The 21,641-nt window shown below is 66.5% G+C and carries 17 protein-coding genes; 11 read left to right on the top strand and 6 right to left on the bottom strand.

Annotated elements, in window-relative coordinates; all coding sequences use genetic code 11:
• The first annotated feature begins 9 nt into the window (after positions 1-9).
• Entirely contained in the window at positions 10-1,053 is a 1,044-nt protein-coding gene (locus AC07PU_RS11960; RefSeq protein WP_093344461.1) for a CDP-6-deoxy-delta-3,4-glucoseen reductase, read from the top strand.
• A gap of 26 nt (positions 1,054-1,079) precedes the next feature.
• On the top strand, positions 1,080-1,553 hold the full coding sequence (locus tag AC07PU_RS11965) for a VOC family protein (RefSeq protein WP_444852662.1): 474 nt from the start codon (positions 1,080-1,082) through the stop codon (positions 1,551-1,553).
• A gap of 46 nt (positions 1,554-1,599) precedes the next feature.
• On the opposite strand, the gene AC07PU_RS11970 is transcribed toward AC07PU_RS11965, so the two are convergent.
• The 3 genes from AC07PU_RS11970 to AC07PU_RS11980 form a co-directional block, all read right to left on the bottom strand.
• Positions 1,600-2,580 carry a Bug family tripartite tricarboxylate transporter substrate binding protein gene (locus AC07PU_RS11970; protein ID WP_143129181.1) on the bottom strand — a complete coding sequence of 327 codons (981 nt, stop codon included), beginning with the start codon at positions 2,578-2,580 and terminating at the stop codon, positions 1,600-1,602.
• Positions 2,577-3,605 carry an amidohydrolase family protein gene (locus AC07PU_RS11975; protein ID WP_093344455.1) on the bottom strand — a complete coding sequence of 343 codons (1,029 nt, stop codon included), beginning with the start codon at positions 3,603-3,605 and terminating at the stop codon, positions 2,577-2,579. The genes AC07PU_RS11970 and AC07PU_RS11975 overlap by 4 nt, the downstream gene beginning before the upstream one ends.
• 180 nt (positions 3,606-3,785) lie before the next feature.
• Entirely contained in the window at positions 3,786-4,829 is a 1,044-nt protein-coding gene (locus AC07PU_RS11980; protein ID WP_177239364.1) for a porin, read from the bottom strand.
• A 340-nt stretch (positions 4,830-5,169) separates the two neighbouring features.
• On the opposite strand from AC07PU_RS11980, the gene AC07PU_RS11985 reads away from it, so the two are divergent.
• Together AC07PU_RS11985 and AC07PU_RS11990 are read left to right on the top strand one after the other, a co-directional pair.
• Positions 5,170-6,177 (top strand): Bug family tripartite tricarboxylate transporter substrate binding protein, encoded by a 1,008-nt coding sequence (locus AC07PU_RS11985; RefSeq protein ID WP_177239363.1) that lies wholly within the window; start codon positions 5,170-5,172, stop codon positions 6,175-6,177.
• A gap of 31 nt (positions 6,178-6,208) precedes the next feature.
• Positions 6,209-7,156, top strand: a complete 948-nt coding sequence (locus AC07PU_RS11990; protein ID WP_093344450.1) for a fumarylacetoacetate hydrolase family protein — start codon at positions 6,209-6,211, stop codon at positions 7,154-7,156.
• Positions 7,157-7,264: 108 nt separating this feature from the next.
• On the opposite strand, the gene AC07PU_RS11995 is transcribed toward AC07PU_RS11990, so the two are convergent.
• Positions 7,265-8,170 carry a LysR family transcriptional regulator gene (locus tag AC07PU_RS11995; protein ID WP_093344449.1) on the bottom strand — a complete coding sequence of 302 codons (906 nt, stop codon included), beginning with the start codon at positions 8,168-8,170 and terminating at the stop codon, positions 7,265-7,267.
• Between the two features lie 355 nt (positions 8,171-8,525).
• Between AC07PU_RS11995 and AC07PU_RS12000 the strand changes: the two genes are divergently transcribed.
• A complete protein-coding gene (locus AC07PU_RS12000; RefSeq protein ID WP_296798870.1) occupies positions 8,526-10,421 on the top strand; it encodes a GspE/PulE family protein in 1,896 nt (631 codons plus the stop codon).
• 10 nt (positions 10,422-10,431) lie between these two features.
• On the opposite strand, the gene AC07PU_RS12005 is transcribed toward AC07PU_RS12000, so the two are convergent.
• Entirely contained in the window at positions 10,432-11,343 is a 912-nt protein-coding gene (locus tag AC07PU_RS12005; protein WP_093344446.1) for a response regulator transcription factor, read from the bottom strand.
• Entirely contained in the window at positions 11,315-14,731 is a 3,417-nt protein-coding gene (locus AC07PU_RS12010; RefSeq protein WP_495317700.1) for a hybrid sensor histidine kinase/response regulator, read from the bottom strand. Before AC07PU_RS12010 ends, AC07PU_RS12005 begins: the two co-directional genes overlap by 29 nt.
• A gap of 273 nt (positions 14,732-15,004) precedes the next feature.
• Between AC07PU_RS12010 and urtA the strand changes: the two genes are divergently transcribed.
• From urtA to fmdA, 6 genes are all read left to right on the top strand, one after another.
• Positions 15,005-16,270 carry an urea ABC transporter substrate-binding protein gene (gene urtA, locus AC07PU_RS12015; RefSeq protein WP_057593105.1) on the top strand — a complete coding sequence of 422 codons (1,266 nt, stop codon included), beginning with the start codon at positions 15,005-15,007 and terminating at the stop codon, positions 16,268-16,270.
• Between the two features lie 157 nt (positions 16,271-16,427).
• Positions 16,428-17,342, top strand: a complete 915-nt coding sequence (urtB, locus tag AC07PU_RS12020; RefSeq protein ID WP_093344444.1) for an urea ABC transporter permease subunit UrtB — start codon at positions 16,428-16,430, stop codon at positions 17,340-17,342.
• A 25-nt stretch (positions 17,343-17,367) separates the two neighbouring features.
• Positions 17,368-18,558, top strand: a complete 1,191-nt coding sequence (gene urtC, locus AC07PU_RS12025; RefSeq protein WP_495317702.1) for an urea ABC transporter permease subunit UrtC — start codon at positions 17,368-17,370, stop codon at positions 18,556-18,558.
• A 14-nt stretch (positions 18,559-18,572) separates the two neighbouring features.
• Positions 18,573-19,316, top strand: a complete 744-nt coding sequence (gene urtD, locus AC07PU_RS12030) for an urea ABC transporter ATP-binding protein UrtD (protein ID WP_057593108.1) — start codon at positions 18,573-18,575, stop codon at positions 19,314-19,316.
• Positions 19,317-19,659: 343 nt separating this feature from the next.
• On the top strand, positions 19,660-20,361 hold the full coding sequence (gene urtE, locus AC07PU_RS12035) for an urea ABC transporter ATP-binding subunit UrtE (protein WP_431509253.1): 702 nt from the start codon (positions 19,660-19,662) through the stop codon (positions 20,359-20,361).
• A 27-nt stretch (positions 20,362-20,388) separates the two neighbouring features.
• Positions 20,389-21,621 (top strand): formamidase, encoded by a 1,233-nt coding sequence (fmdA, locus tag AC07PU_RS12040; protein WP_057593110.1) that lies wholly within the window; start codon positions 20,389-20,391, stop codon positions 21,619-21,621.
• The last annotated feature ends 20 nt before the right edge of the window (positions 21,622-21,641 follow it).

Consider the following 21,641-nt stretch of genomic DNA (forward strand, 5'->3'; position numbering starts at 1 on the left):
GAGAGTCGTTTGAGTTTTACTGTCGAAATACGTCCGAGCGGGCGTACGTTCCAAGCCCAGGCTGGCGAATCGATCCTCGGCGCAGCCATCCGGGCCGGCGTCAATCTGCCGTACAGCTGCCGTGTCGGCATCTGCTCGTCCTGTAAATCGCGTGTGGCGAGCGGGACGATCGACCATGGATCGATCACCGAGGCCCACCTGCCCACGCCAGAACGCCAGAGCGGATTCACGCTCCCATGCCTCGCGAGGGCCGCGTCTGACCTCGTCATCGAGGCGTGCGAAGTCGAAGGCCTTCTCTCCGCGGAGCCGCGAAGCTATCCCGCGCGAGTGGTGGGCATGAGGCGCGTGGGGCCCGATGTGATGATCGTGACGCTGCGCATGCCGATGAATGAGGTCTTGCCATTCCGGGCCGGCCAGTACGTGCAACTGCAGCTTCCAGATGGCTGCACTCGCAGCTATTCCATCGCAAACAGGCCGGACGCGCACGAGATGCCGCATCTGGAATTCCATATTCGCCATGTGCCGGGCGGCAGTTTCACGGACCGTCTCTTTCGTGGCGGCATCAAGCTGCGCGACATGGTGCGTCTGGAAGCGCCCTGGGGCACCTTCTTCCTGCGCGACGCCAACCGACCCGCGATCCTGTTGGCCAGTGGAACGGGCTTCGCTCCGATCAAGGCCATCGTCGAGGATGCCATTCACCGGGGGGACCAAAGACCCCTGCATATCTACTGGGGGGGGCGCCAGCGTGCCGACCTCTATGGCGACGAGATGGCGCGCAGGTGGGCGCGGGACTGCGGCCATATCCACTACACACCCGTGCTTTCGGCATCTTCGGATGGCGACTGGCCGGGCCGCACCGGCCAGGTCCACAGGGCCGTGATGGAGGACTGGCTCGACCTGTCCGGTGCCGAGGTGTACGCATGCGGTGCGCCGGCCATGGTGGCCGCGGCCCGGCGCGATTTTTCCAACCACTGCGGTCTCTCGGCCAGCGACTTCCATGCGGATGCCTTTCTCTCTTCGATCGAGAAGGCCTCTTTCGAAATCCAACAGTGACCTTCCACTCTCATCACACCAACCCTATGCAGATTCCACAACCCGCCAGCGTCCCCCCTCCGAACGAGCGCGCCGTGATCCAGCCCTATGTGATGTCCCACGGGACGCTGGAAGTCGCCGACTTGGCCGTATCACGCCGCTTCTATGAAGACTTTCTGGGGCTGGAGTGCGTGCGTCATGCCCGGTCAGCCATGGCGGTGCGCTGCGGCCTGCGCTTTCACGTGATCTGCGTGCAGGTGGGCGAGCGTCTCAACCCCATGGGGCTGCTTAACCACTGGGGTCTGGACGTCGGTAGCCGGGAGAGCGTCGACGCGGCCTATACAGCCACATTGGCGATGAAGGATGCCTACGGAATCCGGGCAGTGACCGAACGCCAGAGCCAGCATGGCGTGTATGCGTTCTATCTGCAGGACATCGACCACAACTGGTGGGAGATCCAACACTACGAAGGCTTTCAGCACGACGACATCTTCGATTTCGGAGATCGCTTTCCGGAGTAGATGCCGAAAGGACGCCGATGGCGCGAGGATCCCCCGGGGTATCGATTCAGTCTGGGGTGATGTTGGCCGCCTTGACCACCTTCTTCCACCGAGCCAGGTCGCCTTGCATCAGGCTCTGGAGTTGCTGCGGCGTTCCGGTTCTCACCTGCAATCCCTGCCGCGAGAGTTCGGAGCGAACCTCGTCGGTATTCATTACCGCCACGAAGTCGGCATTCAGGCGCGCCACCAGCGCGGGCGGTGTACGTGCGGGTGCCAGAACCGCATACCAGGCGTCAATGGCGTCCACGTCGCCGAAGCCCTGTTCGCGAAATGTTGGCACCCCTGGCGCCTGGCTGCTGCGTTGTTCACCGGTCACTGCCAGCAACCGCATCCTGCCGGCCTGTACCTGTGTGCGTACCGAGGGCAACGAAGCGAACATCAGGTCAACGTGGCCGCCCATCAGGTCTGTGAGCGCGCCCGCGATTCCTTTGTAGGGCACGTGCGAAAACGAAACGCCCTGCGAGGACTTCAGCAGTTCCATTGCCAGGTGGTGCGGTGTGCCGCTGCCGGGCGTGGCGTAGTTCAGACGGCCAGGATGGGCCTTGCCATGAGCAATCAACGACTTCATGTCCGTCACCGGCAGGGCCGGGTTGGTCACGAGGGCCAGCCTGGCATCGGCGAGCTTGCCGATCGGTGCGAAGTCGCGCAGGGCATCGTAAGGAAGATTCCTGTAGACCGCTGGCGTGATGGTGTGGGTGTTGATCGTCATCAGCAGGGTGTGGCCATCGCCGTCGGCCTTGGCTGCGTAGGCCGTGCCGAGATTGCCGCTGGCGCCCGGGCGGTTGTCTACCACCACGGGCTGGCTCCAGCGCGTAGCGAGCCGTGGGCCGACGATGCGCGCGATAGTGTCGCTGCCGCTACCGGACGTGAAAGGCACTACCAGCGTGACGGGCCGCGACGGAAAGGACGGTGCATCCGCGGCGAGCGTGGGTGACGTCGCGCCGAGCATGCAGGCCAATGCCAGAGCGACATGGCTCTCGGGATTCACACCGCGCCCTTCGGCGTCGCCGGTGGCAACTTCAACAGCCGCTCGGCATTGCGGTACGCGACCTTCTCGCGATCGCTTTCGGCGATCGGAAGATGCGAGAACCAGCGCACCGCTTCCATATTCGATTCGAAGGGATAGTCGACCGAGAACAGGATGTTGTCCCATCCCATCACGCTGGCCGTGCACATGAGTTCCGGTGTGGAGAACACCCCTGAGGTGGTCACGCTGAAATGGTCGATGAAGGTGGCGCGCACCGATTTCTTCAGGTGCGGCGACTTCGGCGTGAGCCGTCCGTCGGCACGCCAGAGCGCAAAGGGCAGCAGTTCGCCCATGTGCCCGATGATCATGCGCAGGCCCGGAAAGCGGTCGAACACGCCCGACAGGATCAGCCTCAGCACGTGCGTGGCGGTTTCCACCGCATAACCCCACGAGGCGAAGCCCAATTGCGGATAGTCCTTGTAGTAAGCGTCGAACACTTGCGGGTGCGGGTTGGACGGGTGCAGATAGATGGGAACGTCGAGCGCTTCGGCCGCTTCGAAGATGGGCCAGAAGCGTTGCTCGTCCAGGTAGGCGCCGCGAGCGTGGCCGTTGATCATCGCGCCCTTGAATTGCATGCGCTGCACCGTGCGTTCGAGTTCGGCCGCTGCCGCTTGTGGCGCGCCGGTGGCCAGCGTGGCGAAAGCCGCAAGCCGCGTGGGATGGCGCGCGACCGCTTCGGCGAGATGGTCGTTGGCCGCTTGGGCCAGCGACGCGGCCTGCGCGCCGTTCTCGATCTCCTGCGCGCCAGGCTTGGTGTGCGATAGCACCTGCACGTCGATGCCTGCGCGGTCCATTTCCGCGATGCGCATGTCGCCCAAGTCGTGCAGCCCGGGCACGCGTGACGGCGACTGCAGGGCGCGGTCGGTGTCGTCGTAGGTCTCCAGCAGCCCATCGAACAGGAAATGCTCCTCGAGCGCGATGAGCCGTACGGGCGGCGGGGTGTAGATCTGAGTGAGCTGCGGGGTTCCGGATGGAGCGGTGCTCATGGGGTCTCCTTGTCGCGCCTCGGGTGCGCATTGGGTGGTCGTTCGAAGCCGCGGTGAGCGGCTGCTCGGGGTGGGTGATCAAGTCCTTGGGCGCGCATCGTAGGAAGGCGCCGCCGCCCGAAAAAGATGCTGGAAATGCGGCAACGATGCTGGAAGCGCATCGCTTGAAACCTGGCGGGTTCAGAACAGGTGTCGCATGCCGATCTGAAAGCCTCGGACATCCTGGCCGGCGATGGGAAAGCCGCTTGCGCCGATGTCCTGGCGAGCGGGCAGGAACACGATCCTCGAGCCGTCGTTCCAGATCTTGGAGACATTCGTATAGAGCAAGGTCCGCTTCGACAGGAAGTGGGAATAACCGAGCGTGAGCTGCGTCGCTCGCGTGGTGGCGGTGATGTTGTTCCTGCTGTAGCCCATGCGGACCTCGCCGGTGGCAACGGGCGCCACGGCACCGACCATCCAGCCGTCGATGTCCGTGAGCCGTTGCGCATGGTTCGTCTGGTAGTAGGCCATGATGCGGACCACCTTGAAGTCGTAGGAGGCGCCGAGCACCGTCGTGCGCGACCACAGGCTCGGTTGTGTCGCCGGCAATCCGACCGACGCGGCGGAAACCTTCAGGGCGTCGTGGGTCATTCCAAGCCACCATGGGCCCGCCTCGTATTCCAGGCCGAGGCTGCGCGTCTTGCTCAGGGCAGCACCTTCGGAAAGACCCAGCATGGCCCGCAGCATGAAGCCGCGCCATCTCGGGCTGGTGTACGCAGCCGAGTTGTTCTGAACCACCTGGTAGCCGCGCGGCCCACCCTGGAACAGGGCCACGACGTTGCCGAGTTGCGCGCGCTCGAAGGGACTGACCTTGAACGTGAGCCTGACATGCGGTGTGAGGTGGGACCCCAGGGTGAGCGTGCCGAACCTGTCGCTCTGCAGGCCCGCATAGCTGTCGCGATTGAAGTAGAACTCCTTGTTGCCCTGTGCCCCGGAGTCCACCTGGAATTGGCTTTCCATCTTGAAGAGGGCGCGAAGGCCCGCGCCGAGATCCTCGGTGCCTCGCATGCCCCAGTGGGACGAGTCGCTGGAAACGGTGCGCACGCTGGCCCGGTTCGGGCCGGAGAAGTGCAGCGAGTTGATGGAAGCGTCGAGGCGTCCATAGAGCGTGACGCTGGATTGCGCGAAGGCGGCCGATGTGCTGAGCGCGCATGCGGCGATCGCGCGCCTCCTGAGTTTTTTCATGAAGTCTCCCGAATTCGAGTCATGGGGTTTGCGGCGTGGCGCGGTGACGCCATGCGAACGCCCGTGGAATCTAGGCAGCATGAAATCGAACCAGAAGATGACAACTTCTTCTCAGCGATAGCACGGCCGCATCGCATGCGTCGGTTGGCTTCGACGATCCGCGCCGATGCGCACAGCGGCGATGCGAATCCGTTATCGCAGTCGGATGTTTTTCATCTTCTGCGGGTTCGGCTCGATTCCTAAGATCTGGAGACCGGACGTGGGCTGCTTGCGGCCCGGCGGACGGAGGACACGGCCCACATCGATGCCTTCGATGGCATCAACGATACGGAGACAGACAGTGACCCATGCGATGCGATGGCGCCGGGGATTTCCCCGGCACGGTTTCTTGACCCTGATGGCGGCCACGGTGCTGGTGGCTCTCGCGGTGCCCGCGCCTGCATCCGCGCAGGATGCTTCGAAGCGGCCGGTGCGGGTCGTTTCCGCGTTCCCCGCCGGAACCGGTCCGGACGTCGCCATGCGGCTTCTGGGCGAGCAGGTCGCCAAGCAGGGCGGCAGGCATTTCGTGATCGAGGCGATCCCCGGTGGCAACGGCGTGATCGCCGTGTCGGCGCTCAAACGCGCACCTGCCGATGGCAACACCTTGCTGCTGGTCAGCAATGCCCACCTCAGCATCGTTCCCGCACTGATGCCGAACGCGCCGTACAGCGTACAGCGCGACATGGTGCCGGTGGCGACGCTGTACAGCGCGCCGTTCTTCCTGGCGGTGAGCGCGAACAGCGGCTTCCGCAATCTGCAGGAGCTGCTCGCCAAGGCAAAGGCCGAGGAGCGCGGCGTCAGCTACAGCATTGCGTACTTCGGCGCGGCCCAGCACCTGGGCATCGAGGTGCTTGGCAATCTGGTCGGCGCAAGGATGCTCCCGGTTCCATACAAGGACGGGGGGCTCACATCGGTGGCCAAGGGGGAGGTCGACTTCAACATGACGGTCCTCAATTCGGTGCAGCCGTTCGTCGAAGCCGGCAAGGTGAGGGTCCTGGCGGTGTCGTCGCTCCAGCGTTCCGAACTGATGCCCGATGTGCCGACCGTGCAGGAGGCGGGAGGCCCCAAGGGATATCAGGCGGAAACCTTCGTCGGCCTGATGGCGCCGCGCGGCACGCCGGCCTCGGTGATCCAGGAGGCCAACGATCAGATCGCGCGCGCGTTGCGCTCGCCCGAATTGATCGAACGCTACAAGCGCGCTGGCGTGAGTGTCCTGTCGAGCACGCCCGCACAGATGTTGACGCTGATGCAGGACGACGCCGCGCGGGTCGCCGAGCAGGTGCGGCGCACCGGCATCAAAGTCGAATGAATCCGTCCGTTACTTCTTTATTTTTCTTCACATGCACACCAATCCATCGTTCAAGCTTCTGACGTACTCGCTCGGAGATAGCCGGCCGCCGCGCGCGGGCCTTCTGGTCGGCGAGGATGTTTTTGACGCGGCCCCCCTTCTTGGCGACGGGACTTCCCATGGCGGCGTCGACGTGTTGGCGCTGCTGGAGGACTGGGCCGTTTCCCTGGCCGCCATTGCCCGCTACCTGAAGAGCGGCCCGGAGCCCACGGCCGCGTTGGGCGACGTGGTGTTGCATGCGCCGCTGCTGTATCCCGGCACCGTCTACTGTGCCGGCGCAAACTACCGTGACCACATGCAGGAAATGGCGCGAGCCGCCGGCAGACCGAGTGCCGTCGATCCCAAGGCGGCTGGCAATCCTCCATGGCACTTCGTGCGACCTTCGCGTGGCTGCGTGGTGGGACAGGGTGCCACCGTCGTCGCGCCGCCGGGATGCGCAAAACTGGACTGGGAGGCCGAACTCGGCGTGGTCATCGGACGCAAGGCGAGACACGTGCGCGTGGACGACGCGTTGAGCTTCGTGGCGGGCTACCTTCCGGCCAATGACCTTTCCGCGCGCGACCTGTTCCGGCGCCCGAACGCCGAAGCCGGGACGCCCATGCATTTCGACTGGATGGGGCAGAAGGGGTTCGAGGGCGCCTGTCCCATCGGCCCCTGGATCACCCCCGCAGCCGAGGTCCCCGATCCGCAGAACCTGGCCTTGCGGCTGTGCGTCAATGGCGAGATCAAGCAGCAGTCCAACACCTCGGAGATGATCTACTCGGTCGCCGAGCAGATCGCCCATCTTTCGAAGCTCGTGACCCTGTATCCCGGAGACCTGCTCTTGACAGGAACACCGGCCGGTGTGGGTGCAGGACGCGGCGAATTCCTCGCGCCGGGCGACACGATGACGCTGGAGGTCGGCACCTTGGGAACCCTGGTGACGCACGTGCGCGGCTGACACAGGGCGTGTTGCGGGCATTCGCAAACGCGCACCGTCGCGATCCCGCTTGCTCGCCCCTGACGATGGCCAGGCCTGGCCATCGAAACGGCATTGGCGGGAAACGCGTCAGCGCGCGAGCGGCTGCACATGCAGCGCCGCGCGCCGCACCATGTCGCAGAAGTACTGCGCGGCCGGAGTCAGCGGCAGACCGGCGCGATGCACGAGGCAGATCGGTGCAGCGGCCAGGGGATCCACCACGTCGATGGTCTGAAGAAAGCCGCGGAACAGCGGTGTCTGTGCCCATTGCACCGGCAGCATCGCCAGCAGATCGGTATGGGCCACGACGAAGAAGAACGTGAGAGCCGAATGTCCCTGGATGACCGAACGGGGCTCAGGGAGGCCCTGCTCCCTGAAGATGAGGGTGAGCTCATCCTCGGGGTGGTGCACGCCCGACATCGTGATCCACTCGGCATCCGCGATCTCGCGCAGCGAGCGCGCCCCGGCCAGCGGATGCCCCCGGCGCCCCAGCACGACGCGCTTGTTGTCGAAGAGCTTCTCCACCGCCAGCTCGCTGGTGGGCTTTTCGGGGACCGGCCCGATGTAGAGATCCATCGTGCCGCCGATGAGTTCGAGCTGGACCCGCGGCAGCACGGCGTCGACAACCTCCAGCTTCACCGCGGGAAAGCGTTGCCGGAACGCGGGCAGCGAATCGGCGAGCAGCGCCATGTGCGCGACGCCGGACAGGCACATGCGGATGTGCCCGTGAACAGCACCCTTGAGCTGATCGATCTCCTCCTTGGCCCGAGCGAGTTCGCTGCGCACGGACCGCGCACGCCGCAGAAGGACATCGCCCATCGTGGTCAGCTGCACGCCCTTGGCGCGGCGCTCGAACAAGGTGGCGCCGAGCTCGCGCTCCAGCTCCTGGATGCTGCGCGTCATGGCCGGTTGCGCCAGGCCCAGGTGGCGTGCGGCGGAACGCAAGCTGCCGTGCTCTGCGACTGCGAGGAAGTCTCGAATGGAATTGATCTTCACGTGGGCTTTGCCGGTGATGCGAATTGGCTATCGTTTTGCCGATTTTCTGGAGTTTTGATATCGATCGACCATTGGAGCTATCCCGCATCGGCATGCCGTAACTGCACCGGCGTCTTGCTTTGCAATGCCTCCGATCGCCTTCGACACACAAGGTCGGCCGCTGTGCTTGTTACGGTCGACGTGTTGGTGAGCCTTGCATTTCGTCGAGGTGACTGCCGTATGAGAACTTGCGTATTGCTCGATCCCGCCAGGTGGCGCGCCCTCGCGCGGCGCTCTACGATCGCGCATCCCGCGCGCCGCGATCGCATCGCCATCCGGTGCGCCGCCCAACCCAACAACAGGAAAAGAACAAGCCATGTCATTCGCCGAAGTCGCCTTGCCCGAGCAGCTCGTGCGCGCGCTCGATGCGCAGAGCCGGATGCCGATCACGCGGATCGGCGAGGCGCTGGTCGCGCTGGGCATGATCACCGGCGACCAGCTCGCCGCCGGGCTGCGCCAGCAGCGCCGCGAACCATTGGTGCCGCTGGGCGAGACGCTGGTGCGCATGGGTGCCGTGAGCCGCGGCCAGCTGCAGACCGCGCTGGTGCGCAAGATGGGCTATCCGCTGGTCAACCTGCATGTGTTCCCGCCCGCGGCCGAGGCGCTGCGCAAGGTGGGCCACGCGGTGGCGCGGCGGCTGCAGGTCATGCCGCTGATGCTGCACGAAGGGCGGCTGGTGATCGCGATCGACGATCCCACGAGCCGCTATTCGGTGATCGACGAGGTGCAGTTCGTCGCGCAGATGAAGGTGATCCCGGTCGTGGGCCAGTGCCTGGACCTCGACAGCGTGCTGGCCGCGGCCTACGAGAAGATCGGCGACGTGGCCGACGGCGGCGGCGGCGGCGCGGCCAATCTCGACCCGATGCGTCCGCTCGAGTTCGACATGGCCGGCACCAGCGAGCTGCTGCAGACGCTCGAGAAGGAGGGCCCGGCGCCGGCGCCCGCGGAGTCGCCGATCGAGCAGTCGGACAACTCGCTGGTGCGCATGATCAACAGCATGATCCAGGAGGCGCACCGCGACGGCGCCTCGGACATCCACATCGAGAGCTACCCGGGGCAGGAGAAGACGCGCATCCGCTTTCGCCGCGACGGGCTGCTCTACACCTACCTCGAGCTGCCGCCGAGCTACCGCAACGCGATCGTGGCGCGCGTGAAGATCATGTGCGACCTCGACATCAGCGAGAAGCGCAACCCGCAGGACGGCAAGATCAACTTCGCCAAGTACTCGCCGCAGCACAAGATCGAGCTGCGCGTGGCGACCATTCCCACCAACAACGGCCTGGAAGACGTGGTGATGCGGATCCTGGCCTCGGCCAAGCCGCTGCCGATGCAGTCGCTGGGCCTGTCGCCCGACAACCTGCGGCGCCTGACCCACGCGGTGGAGCGGCCCTACGGCATGGTGCTGTGCGTGGGGCCCACGGGCTCGGGCAAGACCACCACGCTGCATTCGGCGCTCATGCACATCAACACGCCCGAGCGCAAGATCTGGACCGCCGAGGACCCGGTGGAGATCACGCAGAACGGGCTGCGCCAGGTGCAGATCAATCCGCGCATCGGCTGGACCTTCGCCAAGGCGCTGCGCGCCTTCGTGCGCGCCGATCCCGACGTGATCATGGTCGGCGAGATCCGCGACGAGGAGACCGCGAAGACCGCGATCGAGGCCTCGCTGACCGGCCACCTGGTGCTGTCGACCCTGCACACCAACAGCGCGCCCGAGACCGTGACGCGCCTGCTCGACATGGGCATGGACCCGTTCAACTTCGCCGACTCGCTGCTCGCGGTGCTGGCGCAGCGGCTGGTGCGCCGCATCTGTGGCCACTGCGTGCGCAGCGCGCCCGCGAGCGAGGAGGCGGTCGAGGAACTGCTGGCCGACTACCTGCACGCCTTCCCGGCCGAGGAGATCCCGGCGCGCCGGCAGGCCACGCTCGATGGCTGGCTGCAGCGCTTCGGCCGCGACGGGCGGCTGCACCTGCACAGCGGCGCGGGCTGCGAGCACTGCGCGAAGACGGGCTTTCGCGGCCGCGTCGGCATCCACGAGCTGATGACGGTCTCGAAGGAGCTGCGCCGGCTGGTGCAGAGCGGGGCGCGCGCCGAGGAGCTGCTGCAGGCGGCGCTGAAGGAAGGCATGCGCACGCTGCGGCAGGACGGCATCGAGAAGGTGCTGGCCGGCCAGACCACGATCGAGGAAGTACGCGCGACCAGCAACGCCTGAGAAGGGCGCCTTAGTCGAATTGCCCGCTGGCCAGCGCCGCGGCTGCCGCGCGCGTCTCCACGCCGAGCTTTTCGAAGATGTGCTCGAGGTGCTTGTTCACCGTGCGCGGGCTGGTGCCGAGGATCTCGCCGATGTCGCGGTTGGTCTTGCCCTTGGCGAGCCATGACAGCACCTCGGTCTCGCGCGGCGTGAGCGCGGCCTCGGCCAGCCGCGCCGACGAGGCGCCGCCCGCGCCCTCGCGCTGCACCGCGAACAGCAGCATGGTCTCGCCCAATGCGGCCGCGCCGAGGTTGCGCACCGACAGCCGGATGCCGGCCGCCGTGACCACGCCCAGGGTGGCGCCGGGCGCCAGCGCGGCCTCGAGCGCGCGCGGCAGCAGGCCCGGCGCTCGCGCCTCGCCCAGCGCATGCAGCCACAGGCCGGCCTGCGGCGAGCGCCAGGCGACGCGCCCGCGCGCATCGACGAAGACCACGCCCATGCCGGCCACGTCGACCGCGTCGCGCGCCATGCGCGTGATGCGGGCGTTGCGCGCATGGGTGTGCAGGCGCGCCAGCACCTCCTGCGCGCGGATCGGCTTCACCACGTAGTCGACGCCGCCGCATTCGAAGCCCTCGACCACGTCGGCGGTTTCCGAGAGGCCGGTCATGAAGATCACGGGGATGTGCGCGAGCGCCGCGTCGGCCTTGATGCGGCGGCAGGTCTCGAAACCCGAGAGGCCGGGCATCATGCCGTCGAGCAGGATGGCGTCGGGCACCACCAGTTCGAGCCGCTGCAGCGCCGATTCGCCGTCGGCCGCCACCAGCACGGTGTAGCCGCTGGCCTCGAGCGTGTCGCACAGCATGCCGAGGCTGCTGGGGGCGTCGTCCACCACCAGCACCACGGGGCGTTCGGCTTCAGGAAGGGGAGGCGAGGGTGTCTGCATCTTCGGCGAGGGCCTTGCGGAGGGAGTCGAGTTCGAAGCGCGCGACCATGCCGCGCAGCCAGGTGCAGGTGGCGGCCGCGCCCGGCGACTGGGCGGCCAGCCGGTCGAGCGCCTGGTGCAGGCCGCGCACGTGGCCCATCTGCACCAGCCGCATCAGCTCGGCGCGGTCGTCCTCGCCGAGCAGCAGCCGCGGCGGGCGAACGGGTGCGAGCTCCTCGTCGGCCCGCGGGCGCAGCGCGTCGGCGGCATCGAGCCATTCGAGGCCGAGATGCCGCTCGAGCGTGGCGATCAGTTCCGACTCGATCACCGGCTTGCCCACGAAGGCCTGGCAGCCCGCGGCGCGCAGCCGCTCGGCCTGGTTCTCGAACATGTTGGCCGAGACGATGATGATCGGCAGCGCATCCAAGCCCGAGGCCCGCACCAGGCTCGCGGTCTGCCAGCCGTCGAGGTCGTCCATGCTGAGGTCGAGCAGGATCGCCGAGGGCAGCTCCTCGCGCAGGCTGTCGAGGCACTCGGTGCCGCTCGCGGCCTCGCGCACCTCGAAGCCCAGCGGCGCGAGCATGCCGGCCAGCATCTGGCGCTGCACCGGCTGGTCGTCCACCACCAGCAGCGTGCGGCGCTCGCCGAGGTAGCCCGACACCGGCTGGCGCAGCGCGCCGGCCTTGGCCTGCGGGCCGGGGTCGGCCACCGCGCGCAGGTAGACGCGCACGCTGAAGGTGCTGCCGGCCGAGGAGGTGGCGGCCAGCTTGAGCTCGCCGCCCATCAGCGAGGTCAGCAGGCCGGTGATCGTGAGGCCCAGCCCGGTGCCGGGCTCGCCGCGCCGGCGCCCGGCCGCGCCGCGCTCGAACGGCAGGAAGATGCGCTGGTGGTCCTGCGGCGCCACGCCGATGCCGGTGTCGATCACGTCGAAGCGCAGCACCTCGCGGCGCGCGTCCACGTGCAGCGTGACGGTGCCGCTGTCGGTGAAGCGCACGGCATTGGTCAGCAGGTTGATGAGGATCTGGCGCAGCCACTTGGCGTCGGCATGCACCCAGGGCGGCAGCCGCCCGGCGTGGGTGTAGACGAAGGCCAGGCCCTTGTTCTCGGCCTGCGGCCGCACCATGTGCACCACCTGGTCGAGGAAGGCCGGCAGCGCCAGCGGCGCCGGCTCGAGCTGCAGTCGGCCGGCCTCGATGCGCGCCAGGTCGAGCAGGCCGTCGATCAGGCCCAGCATGTGCTCGCCGCTGCGGTGGATGGTCTGCACCGCCTCGCGCGGCGGCAGCGCGGCGTCGCCCTTGAGCAGGATCTGCGAGTAGCCCAGGATGCTGTTGAGCGGCGTGCGCAGCTCGTGCGTCATGCCGGCCACGTAGCGGGTCTTGGCCTGGTTGGCCGCCTCGGCCGCCTCCTTGGCGGCCTGCAGCGCGGCATCGGTGCGCTGGTGGGCCTCGATCTCGAGCGTGAGCAGGTGGTTGTGGCGGTTCGATTCCTCCTGCGCCATCTGCCGGCTCTCGCTGCCCAGCACCACCCACCAGGCCGCCACCGCCGCCACCAGCGACAGCAGGGTGAAGACCTTGAGGAAGGCGTCGCGCAGCCGCGGGTCGACCGCGCTGGCGCCGGTGATCGCCTCCTGCGCATAGACCACGCCCATCACCGTGGCCAGCAGCGCCACCAGCGAGGCCGCCACCATCAGGTAGTGGGCGACGCGGAAGTTGAGCCGCGCCGACAGCGCTGGCGGCAGCAGCGACTGCAGCCAGCCGCTCATCTGCTCGGCCGCGCGCGAGTCGGTCTTGCAGCGGTCGTGGCAGCGCGACTCGAGCGTGCAGCACAGCGAGCAGATCGGCGCGCTGTAGGCCGGGCAGTGCGCCATGTCCTCCGACTCGAAGCCGTTGTCGCAGACCGAGCACTTCACGATCTGCCCCGGCGTCCAGTGCGCGATGTCGCGCCGCGCGAGGTAGTAGCGCCCGCGCGTGCGCCAGGCCAGCAGCGGCGAGACCGCGAGCGCGGTGGCCAGCGCGATGAAGGGCGAGAAGGAGCGCGCCCACTGGCCGATGGCGCCCGAGTAGGCCAGCATCGCGAGCGCCGCCGCCACCAGCGTGGCGACCAGGCCCACGGGGTTGATGTCGTAGAGATGGGCGCGCTTGAACTCGATGGTCTTCGGGCTCCAGCCCAGCGGCTTGTTGATGACCAGGTCGGCCACCAGCGCGCCGACCCAGGCGATCGCGATGTTGCTGTAGAAGCCCAGCACGTGTTCGAGCGCGGCGAACACGCCCAGCGCCATCAGCAGGATCGCGATCACGACGTTGAACACCAGCCACACCACGCGGCCCGGATGGCTGTGCGTGAGCCGCGCGAAGAAGTTCGACCAGGCCAGCGAGCCGGCATAGGCGTTCGTGAGGTTGATCTTCATCTGCGAGACCACCACGAACAGCACCGTGATGCCGAGGATCCAGGCCGGGTCGCGCAGCACGTAGGCGAAGCCCGTGAGGTACATCTGCGTCGGCTCGATCGCGTGGTTGGCCGGGATCTCGTGCTGCAGCGCGAGGAAGGCCAGGAAGGCGCCGCCCATCATCTTGAGCATGCCCGGCACGATCCAGCCCGGCCCGGCCACCAGCACCGCGGTCCACCAGCGCGCGCGGTTGGCGGCCGTCTTCTCGGGCAGGAAGCGCAGGTAGTCGACCTGCTCGCCGATCTGCACCACCAGCGAGAACGCGACCGTGGCGGCGGCGCCGAACATCAGCGGATCGAAGCCGCTGCTGTTGGAGACCCGGCCCACGAGGCCGGTGAAGTCGGCATAGAGCTCGGGCTTCTTCACCAGCACCGCGACGAAGGGGCAGACGAACAGCACGATCCAGATCGGCTGCGTCCACAGCTGCAGCCCCGAGATCAGCGTGATGCCGCGCGCCACCAGCGGAATGATGACCAGCGAGGACACCAGGTAGAGCAGCCACAGCGGCCAGTCGAGGTACATCTGCAGCGCGAGCGCGAGGATGGCGGCCTCGAGCGCGAAGAAGATGAAGGTGAAGCTCGCGTAGATCAGCGAGGTGAGGGTGGAGCCCAGGTAGCCGAAGCCGGCGCCGCGCGTGAGCAGGTCCATGTCGACGCCGTGGCGCGCCGCGTAGTAGGAGATCGGCAGGCCGGTGAGGAAGGTGATCAGCCCCACCACCAGGATCGCCCACAGCGCGTTCGAGAAGCCGTAGCTCAGCGCGATCGCGCCGCCGATGGCCTCGAGCGCGAGGAAGGACGTGGCGCCGAAGGCCGCGTTCGCGACCCGGAACTCCGACCACTTGCGGAAGCTGCGCGGCGTGTAGCGCAGCGCGTAGTCCTCCAGCGTCTCGTTCGCGACCCAGGCGTTGTAGTCGCGTCGGATGCGGAAGATCTTCTGCCCGCTCACGGAATTGACGGAAGGCATCGGGGTGTCTCGTGGAGACGGCGACGGCGAGGGGATCGGCGGCATGGTGCAGCTGCATTGCAAGAAGCGCTCCGTGCCCGCCGTGCGCCCCCCGGTCCGTCGTCGTCGGTCCCGCGAGTCTGCGGGCAGGCGATGCGCAGGCCGCTACGTTGAATGACGTATTCGCGCAGCGGCCAGTGATTTCTAAAGTTCCAGCCATGGTGCCAGCCGCACCGTCCGATGCACTTCGATGGTGCGCGGCCTGTACTTTCCTCAACCTGCTGGAGTTCTTCGATGTCGCGTGATTCCGATCTTTCCCTCGATGCCCTGGCATTGCGTCGCCGCCGCCTGCTGCAAGGCGCCGCCGCGCTGCCCGTGATGGGCCTGAGCGGCCTGAGCTTCGGCCAGGGCCAGTTCCCCACGGCCAAGGTCAACACCACCAAGCTCGCCGTGACCGACACCGAGGTGACGGTGGGCCAGCTGCATTCGTCCACCGGCACGATGGCGATCTCGGAGACCGGCTCGATCCAGGCCGAGCAGCTCGCGATCGACCAGATCAACGCGATGGGCGGCATCCTGGGCCGCAAGATCAAGGTCATCAAGGAAGACGGCGCCTCCGACTGGCCGACCTTCGCCGAGAAGTCGAAGAAGCTGCTGGTCAACGACAAGGTGGCGGCCGTCTTCGGTTGCTGGACCAGCGCCTCGCGCAAGGCCGTGCTGCCGGTGTTCGAGAAGGAGAACGGCCTCTTGTACTACCCGACCTTCTACGAAGGCCTGGAGCAGAGCAAGAACGTGATCTACACGGGCCAGGAAGCGACGCAGCAGATCATCTGGGGCCTGGACTGGGGCGCGAAGGAGAAGAAGGCGAAGACCTTCTTCCTCGTCGGCTCCGACTACATCTGGCCGCGCACCTCGATGAAGATCGCGCGCAAGCACATCGAGAACTTCCAGAAGGGTTCGGTCAAGGGCGAGGAGTACTACCCGCTGGGCCACACCAACTTCAACTCACTGATCAACAAGATCAAGGTCGCCAAGCCCGACTGCATCTTCGCGGCGGTGGTGGGCGGCTCGAACGTGGCTTTCTACAAGCAGCTCAAGGCCGCGGGCATCACGGGCGACAAGCAGTTCCTGCTGACCCTGGCCGTGACCGAGGACGAGATGACCGGCGTGGGCGGCGAGAACTTCGCGGGCTTCTACTCGTCGATGAAGTACTTCCAGTCGCTCGACAACGAGAACAATAAGAAGTTCGTGGCCGCCTTCAAGGCCAAGTACGGCAAGGACGCGGTGATCGGCGACGTGACGCAGGCCGGCTATCTCGGCCCGTGGCTGTGGAAGGCCGCGGTCGAGAAGGCCGGCAGCTTCGACGTCGACAAGGTGGTGGCCGGCTCGCCGGGCATCGAACTCAAGACCGCGCCAGAAGGCTACGTGAAGCTCGACGCGAACCACCACCTGTGGAGCAAGGCGCGCATCGGCCAGGGGCAGCCGGACGGGACCTTCAAGGTGGTGGCGGAGTCGGCGGAGCTGATCAAGCCGGACCCGTTCCCCAAGGGCTACCAGTAATCCCCAACTGCCTGCCTTCTTGCCTTTCTCCCTCCCCCTCTGGGGGAGGGCAGGGGTGGGGGCAAGCGGCGTCACCACCGCGCACGCCGCATGCCCTCATCCCGACCTTCCCCCAGAGGGGGAAGGCGCCAACACCCCAACACCTGGAACTGTCGCCATGACGCTGTCGGACATGTGGAACATCGGCCTGATGCAGGGCTTCGCGGGGCTGAGCCTCTTCGCGGTGCTGCTGCTCATGGGCCTGGGGCTCGCGATCATCTTCGGCCAGATGGGCGTCATCAACATGGCGCACGGCGAGTTCATGACCATCGGGGCCTACTCGGTCTTCCTCGCGGCGCAGGTCACCGAGCACCTGGCACCGGCCTTCATGCCGTACTACTTCCCGATCTCGATCGCGCTGGCCTTCGTGTTCGCCTTCATCGTCGGCTGGCTGGTCGAATGGGCGCTGATCCGCCATCTCTACAAGCGGCCGCTCGACACGCTGCTCGCGACCTGGGGCGTGAGTCTCGGGCTGCAGCAGATCTTCCGCACCTTCATCGGCCCGAAGGAGGTGAGCCCGACCTTGCCCGAGTGGCTGATGGGGTCGTGGACGCCGCACGAGGGCCTCGACATCCCGATCAACGGCATGTTCGTGCTGGTGCTCACGGCACTGGTCACGGGCGGCGTGCTGATCGCGCTGCACCGGAGCCGCTGGGGCCTGCGGGTGCGCGCCACGGTGGCCAACCGCGTGATGGCCAACGCCACCGGCATCGACACCAAGAAGACCGACCGCCTGACCTTCGCGATCGGCTGCGGCATCGCCGGCGTGGCGGGCGCGGCCTTCACCACCATCGGCTCGACCGGGCCGACCTCGGGCTCGCTCTACATCGTCGACGCCTTCCTGGTCGTCACCTTCGGCGGTGCGGCCAGCCTGCTGGGCACCGTGGTCTCGGCCTTCGGCATCGCGCAGACGCAGTCGGTCTCGGAGTTCTTCATGACCGGCTCGATGGCCAAGGTGCTGACGCTGTCGCTGATCGTGCTGATCCTGATGATGCGCCCCCAGGGCCTGTTCGCCGTCAAGGTACGTCGCTGACTTTCGCTTTCCCGGAGAACTCCCGATGAATTTCCTCAAGGCCTCGATCCAGCGCTACCAGCTCGGCAGCCTGCTGCTGCTGGTGCTGCTGCTCGCGGTGGTGCTGCCGCTGTCGCTCGACATCTTCCGACTCAACCTGGTGGGCAAGTACCTCACCTATGCCTTCGTCGCCGTGGGGCTGGTGATGGTGTGGGGCTACGGCGGGGTGCTGAGCCTCGGGCAGGGCGTGTTCTTCGGGCTCGGCGGCTACGCGATGGCGATGTTCCTCAAGCTCGAAGCCTCCGATCCGGTGTCGACCAAGATCCAGTCGACGCCCGGCATTCCCGACTTCATGGACTGGAACCAGATCACGGCGCTGCCGGCGTTCTGGCTGCCGTTCAAGAGCCTGCCGCTGACCTTGATCCTGGTGGTGGCGGTGCCGATGGCGCTGGCCTGGCTGATCAGCTTCGCGATGTTCAAGCGCCGCGTGGGCGGGGTCTACTTCGCGATCATCACGCAGGCGGTGGCGCTGATCCTCACGGTGCTGATCATCGGCCAGCAGGGCTACACCGGCGGCGTGAACGGCATGACCGACCTGAAGACGATGCTGGGCTGGGACACGCGCACCGACAGCGCGAAGTACATCCTCTACTACGTCTGCGTGGCGCTGCTGGTGGCGGCCATCGTGCTGTGCCGCTGGGTCCAGACCAGCAAGCTCGGCACCTTGCTGCTGGCGATGCGCGACAAGGAGGACCGGGTGCGTTTCTCGGGCTACGACGTGTCGAACTTCAAGGTCTTCACCTTCTGCCTGGCCGCCGGGCTCTCGGGCATCGGCGGCGCGATGTTCGCGCTGCAGGTGGGCTTCATGTCGCCGAGCTTCGTGGGCATCGTGCCCTCGATCGAGATGGTGATCTTCTGCGCGGTGGGCGGCCGCATGAGCCTGGTGGGCGCGGTCTACGGCGCGCTGCTGGTGAACGCGGGCAAGACGCTGTTCTCGGAGAGCTTCCCGGACCTGTGGCTGTTCCTGATGGCGGGGTTGTTCATCGGCGTGACGATGGCCTTCCCGATGGGCCTGGCGGGCCTGTGGGAAGAAAAGATCCGCCCGTGGTGGAAGTCGCGCCGCCAGGCATTGCGCGAGGCCGCGGTCAAGCCGCCAGCGGTGGCTTCGGCTCCCGTCGCGCCCACACCCGAGCCCGAACCCACGCTGCCCGAAGGCGTGGGCAGCCAGCGCGCCTGAACCGGAGACCGACCATGAGCAACACCGACTTCGCACTCGCCGTGGAAGACCTCAGCGTGTCCTTCGACGGCTTCAAGGCCATCGACGACCTCACGCTCTACATCGACCGCAACGAGCTGCGCGTGATCATCGGCCCGAACGGCGCCGGCAAGACGACGCTGCTCGACCTGATCTGCGGCAAGACGCGCGCGAGCAGCGGCAGCATCAAGTTCAAGAACACGGAGCTCACGAAGATGGCCGAGCACAAGCGCGTGCGGCTGGGCATCGGACGCAAGTTCCAGACCCCCTCGATCTACGAGAACCTCAGCGTGTTCCAGAACCTCGAGGTGTCGTTTCCCAAGGGCCGCTCGGTGTTCGGCGCGCTGGCCTTCCAGTGCGACGACGAGGTCAAGGCACGCGTGCAGGCCGTGGCGACGGAGATCGGCCTGGCCGACCGGCTCGACACCGAGGCGGGCCTGCTGAGCCACGGCCAGAAGCAGTGGCTGGAGATCGGGATGCTGCTGATGCAGGAGCCCGAGTTGCTGATGCTCGACGAACCCATCGCGGGCATGAGCGCGCGCGAACGCGAGCTCACGGCCGAGCTGCTCAAGCGCATCTGCCAGAACCGTGCGGTGATCGTGATCGAGCACGACATGGCGTTCGTGAAGCAGATCGCGCACAAGGTGACCGTGATGCATCAGGGAAAGATCCTGGCGGAAGGGCCAATGGAGAAGGTGCAGGCGGATCCGAAGGTCATCGATGTTTATCTGGGGCATTGATGAGTTTTCTCGTTGTGTCGAGTGCTCATCGGTTGGGGCGGGCTCACGCCGACGGGGTACTCCCCTCCGCGAATGTCCCCCGGCCTGCGGCCTCCTCCTTTATTTCGCTGCGGGGAGTACCCCGCCGGCGCGCGCCAGACGCGCAGCAGTTAATCGGCCGGCACAACGACTGCGCCTCCGTGCACAGGGCAGTGGGTGCTTCCCGCAGCGAAATAAAGGAGGAGCCGAAGGCGGGGGACATTCGCGGAGGGAAGTACCCGCTGTCCTCTGCACGCGCCCCGAACCGTCGTGCTTCGAACAGCAGCGCCCCCCAAAAAGAACACGCAGGAACAAAGGCCCAACAATGAGCAACATCAACCTCAAGGTAGAAAACCTCCACGTAGCCTACGGCCAGAGCGAAGCCCTGCATGGCATCTCGTTCGAAGGCATGGCCAACGAAACCGTCGCCATCATGGGAAGAAACGGCATGGGCAAGACCACGCTGTTCAAGAGCCTCATGGGCGTGCTCCCCTTGAAGAGCGGCCGCATCGAGGTGGCGGGACAGGACGTCTCGCGCGATGAAAGTTTCAAGCGCGTCGCCAAGGGCATCGCCTACGTGCCCCAGGGCCGCATGATCTTCCCGACCCTGACCGTCGAGGAGAACATCGAGACCGGCCTCGAGAACTCGAAGACCCGCCGCATCCCCGAGGAGATCTACGCGCTCTTCCCCGTGCTGTGGGACATGCGCCGGCGCAAGGGCGGCAACCTCTCGGGCGGGCAGCAGCAACAGCTGGCCATCGCGCGCGCCCTCGTCACCGATCCCAAGGTGCTGCTGCTCGACGAGCCCACCGAGGGTATCCAGCCTTCGATCATCAAGGACATCGCCAAGGCGCTCAACGAGATCCGCAAGCTGCGCGGCCTGACCATCGTCGTGTCGGAGCAGGTGCTGAGCTTCGCGATGGACGTGGCCGACCGCCTGTTCGTGATCGAAGGCGGGCGCCTCGTGCACGAGACCGCGCGCGACAAGACCGATGTCGAGCGCATCAAGGCCTATCTCTCTGTTTAACCACAACCCCAACCAGGAGCCACTGCAATGACGGACACGCTGATCAAGGTCGATCTGACCAAGTCGCCCACCGAGAACGAGATGATCCACAACCGCTGGCACCCGGACATTCCGATGGCCTGCTGGGTCAATCCCGGCGACGACTTCATCCTCGAGACCTTCGACTGGACCGGCGGCTTCATCAAGAACAACGACAGCGCCGACGACGTGCGCGACATCGACCTGAGCACCGTGCACTACCTCTCGGGCCCCGTGGGCGTGAAGGGCGCCGAGCCCGGCGACCTGCTGGTGGTCGATCTTCTCGACATCGGCGCCAAGCAGGACAGCCTCTGGGGCTTCAACGGATTTTTCTCGAAGAAGAACGGTGGCGGTTTTCTCACCGATCATTTTCCCGAGGCGCAGAAATCGATCTGGGACTTCAAGGGTATGTTCACCAGTTCGCGCCACATCCCCGGCGTGAACTTCGCGGGCCTGATCCATCCGGGCCTGATCGGCTGCCTGCCCGACAAGCCCATGCTCGACATGTGGAACGAGCGCGAGAAGGCGCTGATCGCCACCGACCCCGATCGCGTGCCGGGCCTGGCCAACCCGCCGTTCGCGGGCACCGCCCACATGGGCAAGATGACCGGCGAGGCGCGTGCCAAGGCCGCGGCCGAGGGCGCGCGCACCGTGCCGCCGCGCGAGCATGGCGGCAACTGCGACATCAAGGATCTCTCGCGCGGCTCGAAGGTGTTCTTCCCCGTCTACGTCGACGGCGCGGGCCTCAGCGTGGGCGACCTGCACTTCAGCCAGGGCGACGGCGAGATCACCTTCTGCGGCGCCATCGAGATGGCCGGCTGGGTGCACATGAAGGTCTCGCTCATCAAGGGCGGCATGGCCAAGTACGGCATCAAGAACCCGATCTTCAAGCCCAGCCCCATCACGCCGCAGTACAACGACTACCTGATCTTCGAGGGCATCTCGGTCGACGAGAGCGGCAAGCAGCACTACCTCGACGTCAACGTGGCCTACCGCCAGGCCTGCCTCAACGCCATCGAGTATTTGAAGAAGTTCGGCTACTCGGGCGCGCAGGCCTACTCGATCCTCGGCACGGCGCCGGTGCAGGGCCACATCAGCGGCGTGGTCGACGTGCCCAACTCCTGCGCCACCCTGTGGCTGCCCACGGGCATCTTCGACTTCGACATCAATCCCAACGCCACGGGGCCGGTGAAGATGATCGACGGCAGCATCGACATGCCGCTGTCGCCCGACCTGCGCTGAGGCATTGAAGAAGGAAGCCG

It is taken from the genome of Variovorax sp. GW821-FHT10D07, assembly GCF_059415325.1.

Bases quoted from the DNA above. Each gene is read 5' to 3' on its own strand.
- AC07PU_RS12005 (WP_093344446.1), bottom strand. From the start codon at position 11,343: ATGCAGACACCCTCGCCTCCCCTTCCTGAAGCCGAACGCCCCGTGGTG.
- urtD (WP_057593108.1), top strand. From the start codon at position 18,573: ATGAGCAACACCGACTTCGCACTCGCCGTGGAAGACCTCAGCGTGTCC.
- fmdA (WP_057593110.1), top strand. From the start codon at position 20,389: ATGACGGACACGCTGATCAAGGTCGATCTGACCAAGTCGCCCACCGAG.
- urtE (WP_431509253.1), top strand. From the start codon at position 19,660: ATGAGCAACATCAACCTCAAGGTAGAAAACCTCCACGTAGCCTACGGC.
- AC07PU_RS12000 (WP_296798870.1), top strand. From the start codon at position 8,526: ATGTCATTCGCCGAAGTCGCCTTGCCCGAGCAGCTCGTGCGCGCGCTC.
- urtA (WP_057593105.1), top strand. From the start codon at position 15,005: ATGTCGCGTGATTCCGATCTTTCCCTCGATGCCCTGGCATTGCGTCGC.
- urtC (WP_495317702.1), top strand. From the start codon at position 17,368: ATGAATTTCCTCAAGGCCTCGATCCAGCGCTACCAGCTCGGCAGCCTG.
- AC07PU_RS11990 (WP_093344450.1), top strand. From the start codon at position 6,209: ATGCACACCAATCCATCGTTCAAGCTTCTGACGTACTCGCTCGGAGAT.
- AC07PU_RS11975 (WP_093344455.1), bottom strand. From the start codon at position 3,605: ATGAGCACCGCTCCATCCGGAACCCCGCAGCTCACTCAGATCTACACC.
- AC07PU_RS11965 (WP_444852662.1), top strand. From the start codon at position 1,080: ATGCAGATTCCACAACCCGCCAGCGTCCCCCCTCCGAACGAGCGCGCC.
- urtB (WP_093344444.1), top strand. From the start codon at position 16,428: ATGACGCTGTCGGACATGTGGAACATCGGCCTGATGCAGGGCTTCGCG.
- AC07PU_RS12010 (WP_495317700.1), bottom strand. From the start codon at position 14,731: ATGCCTTCCGTCAATTCCGTGAGCGGGCAGAAGATCTTCCGCATCCGA.
- AC07PU_RS11980 (WP_177239364.1), bottom strand. From the start codon at position 4,829: ATGAAAAAACTCAGGAGGCGCGCGATCGCCGCATGCGCGCTCAGCACA.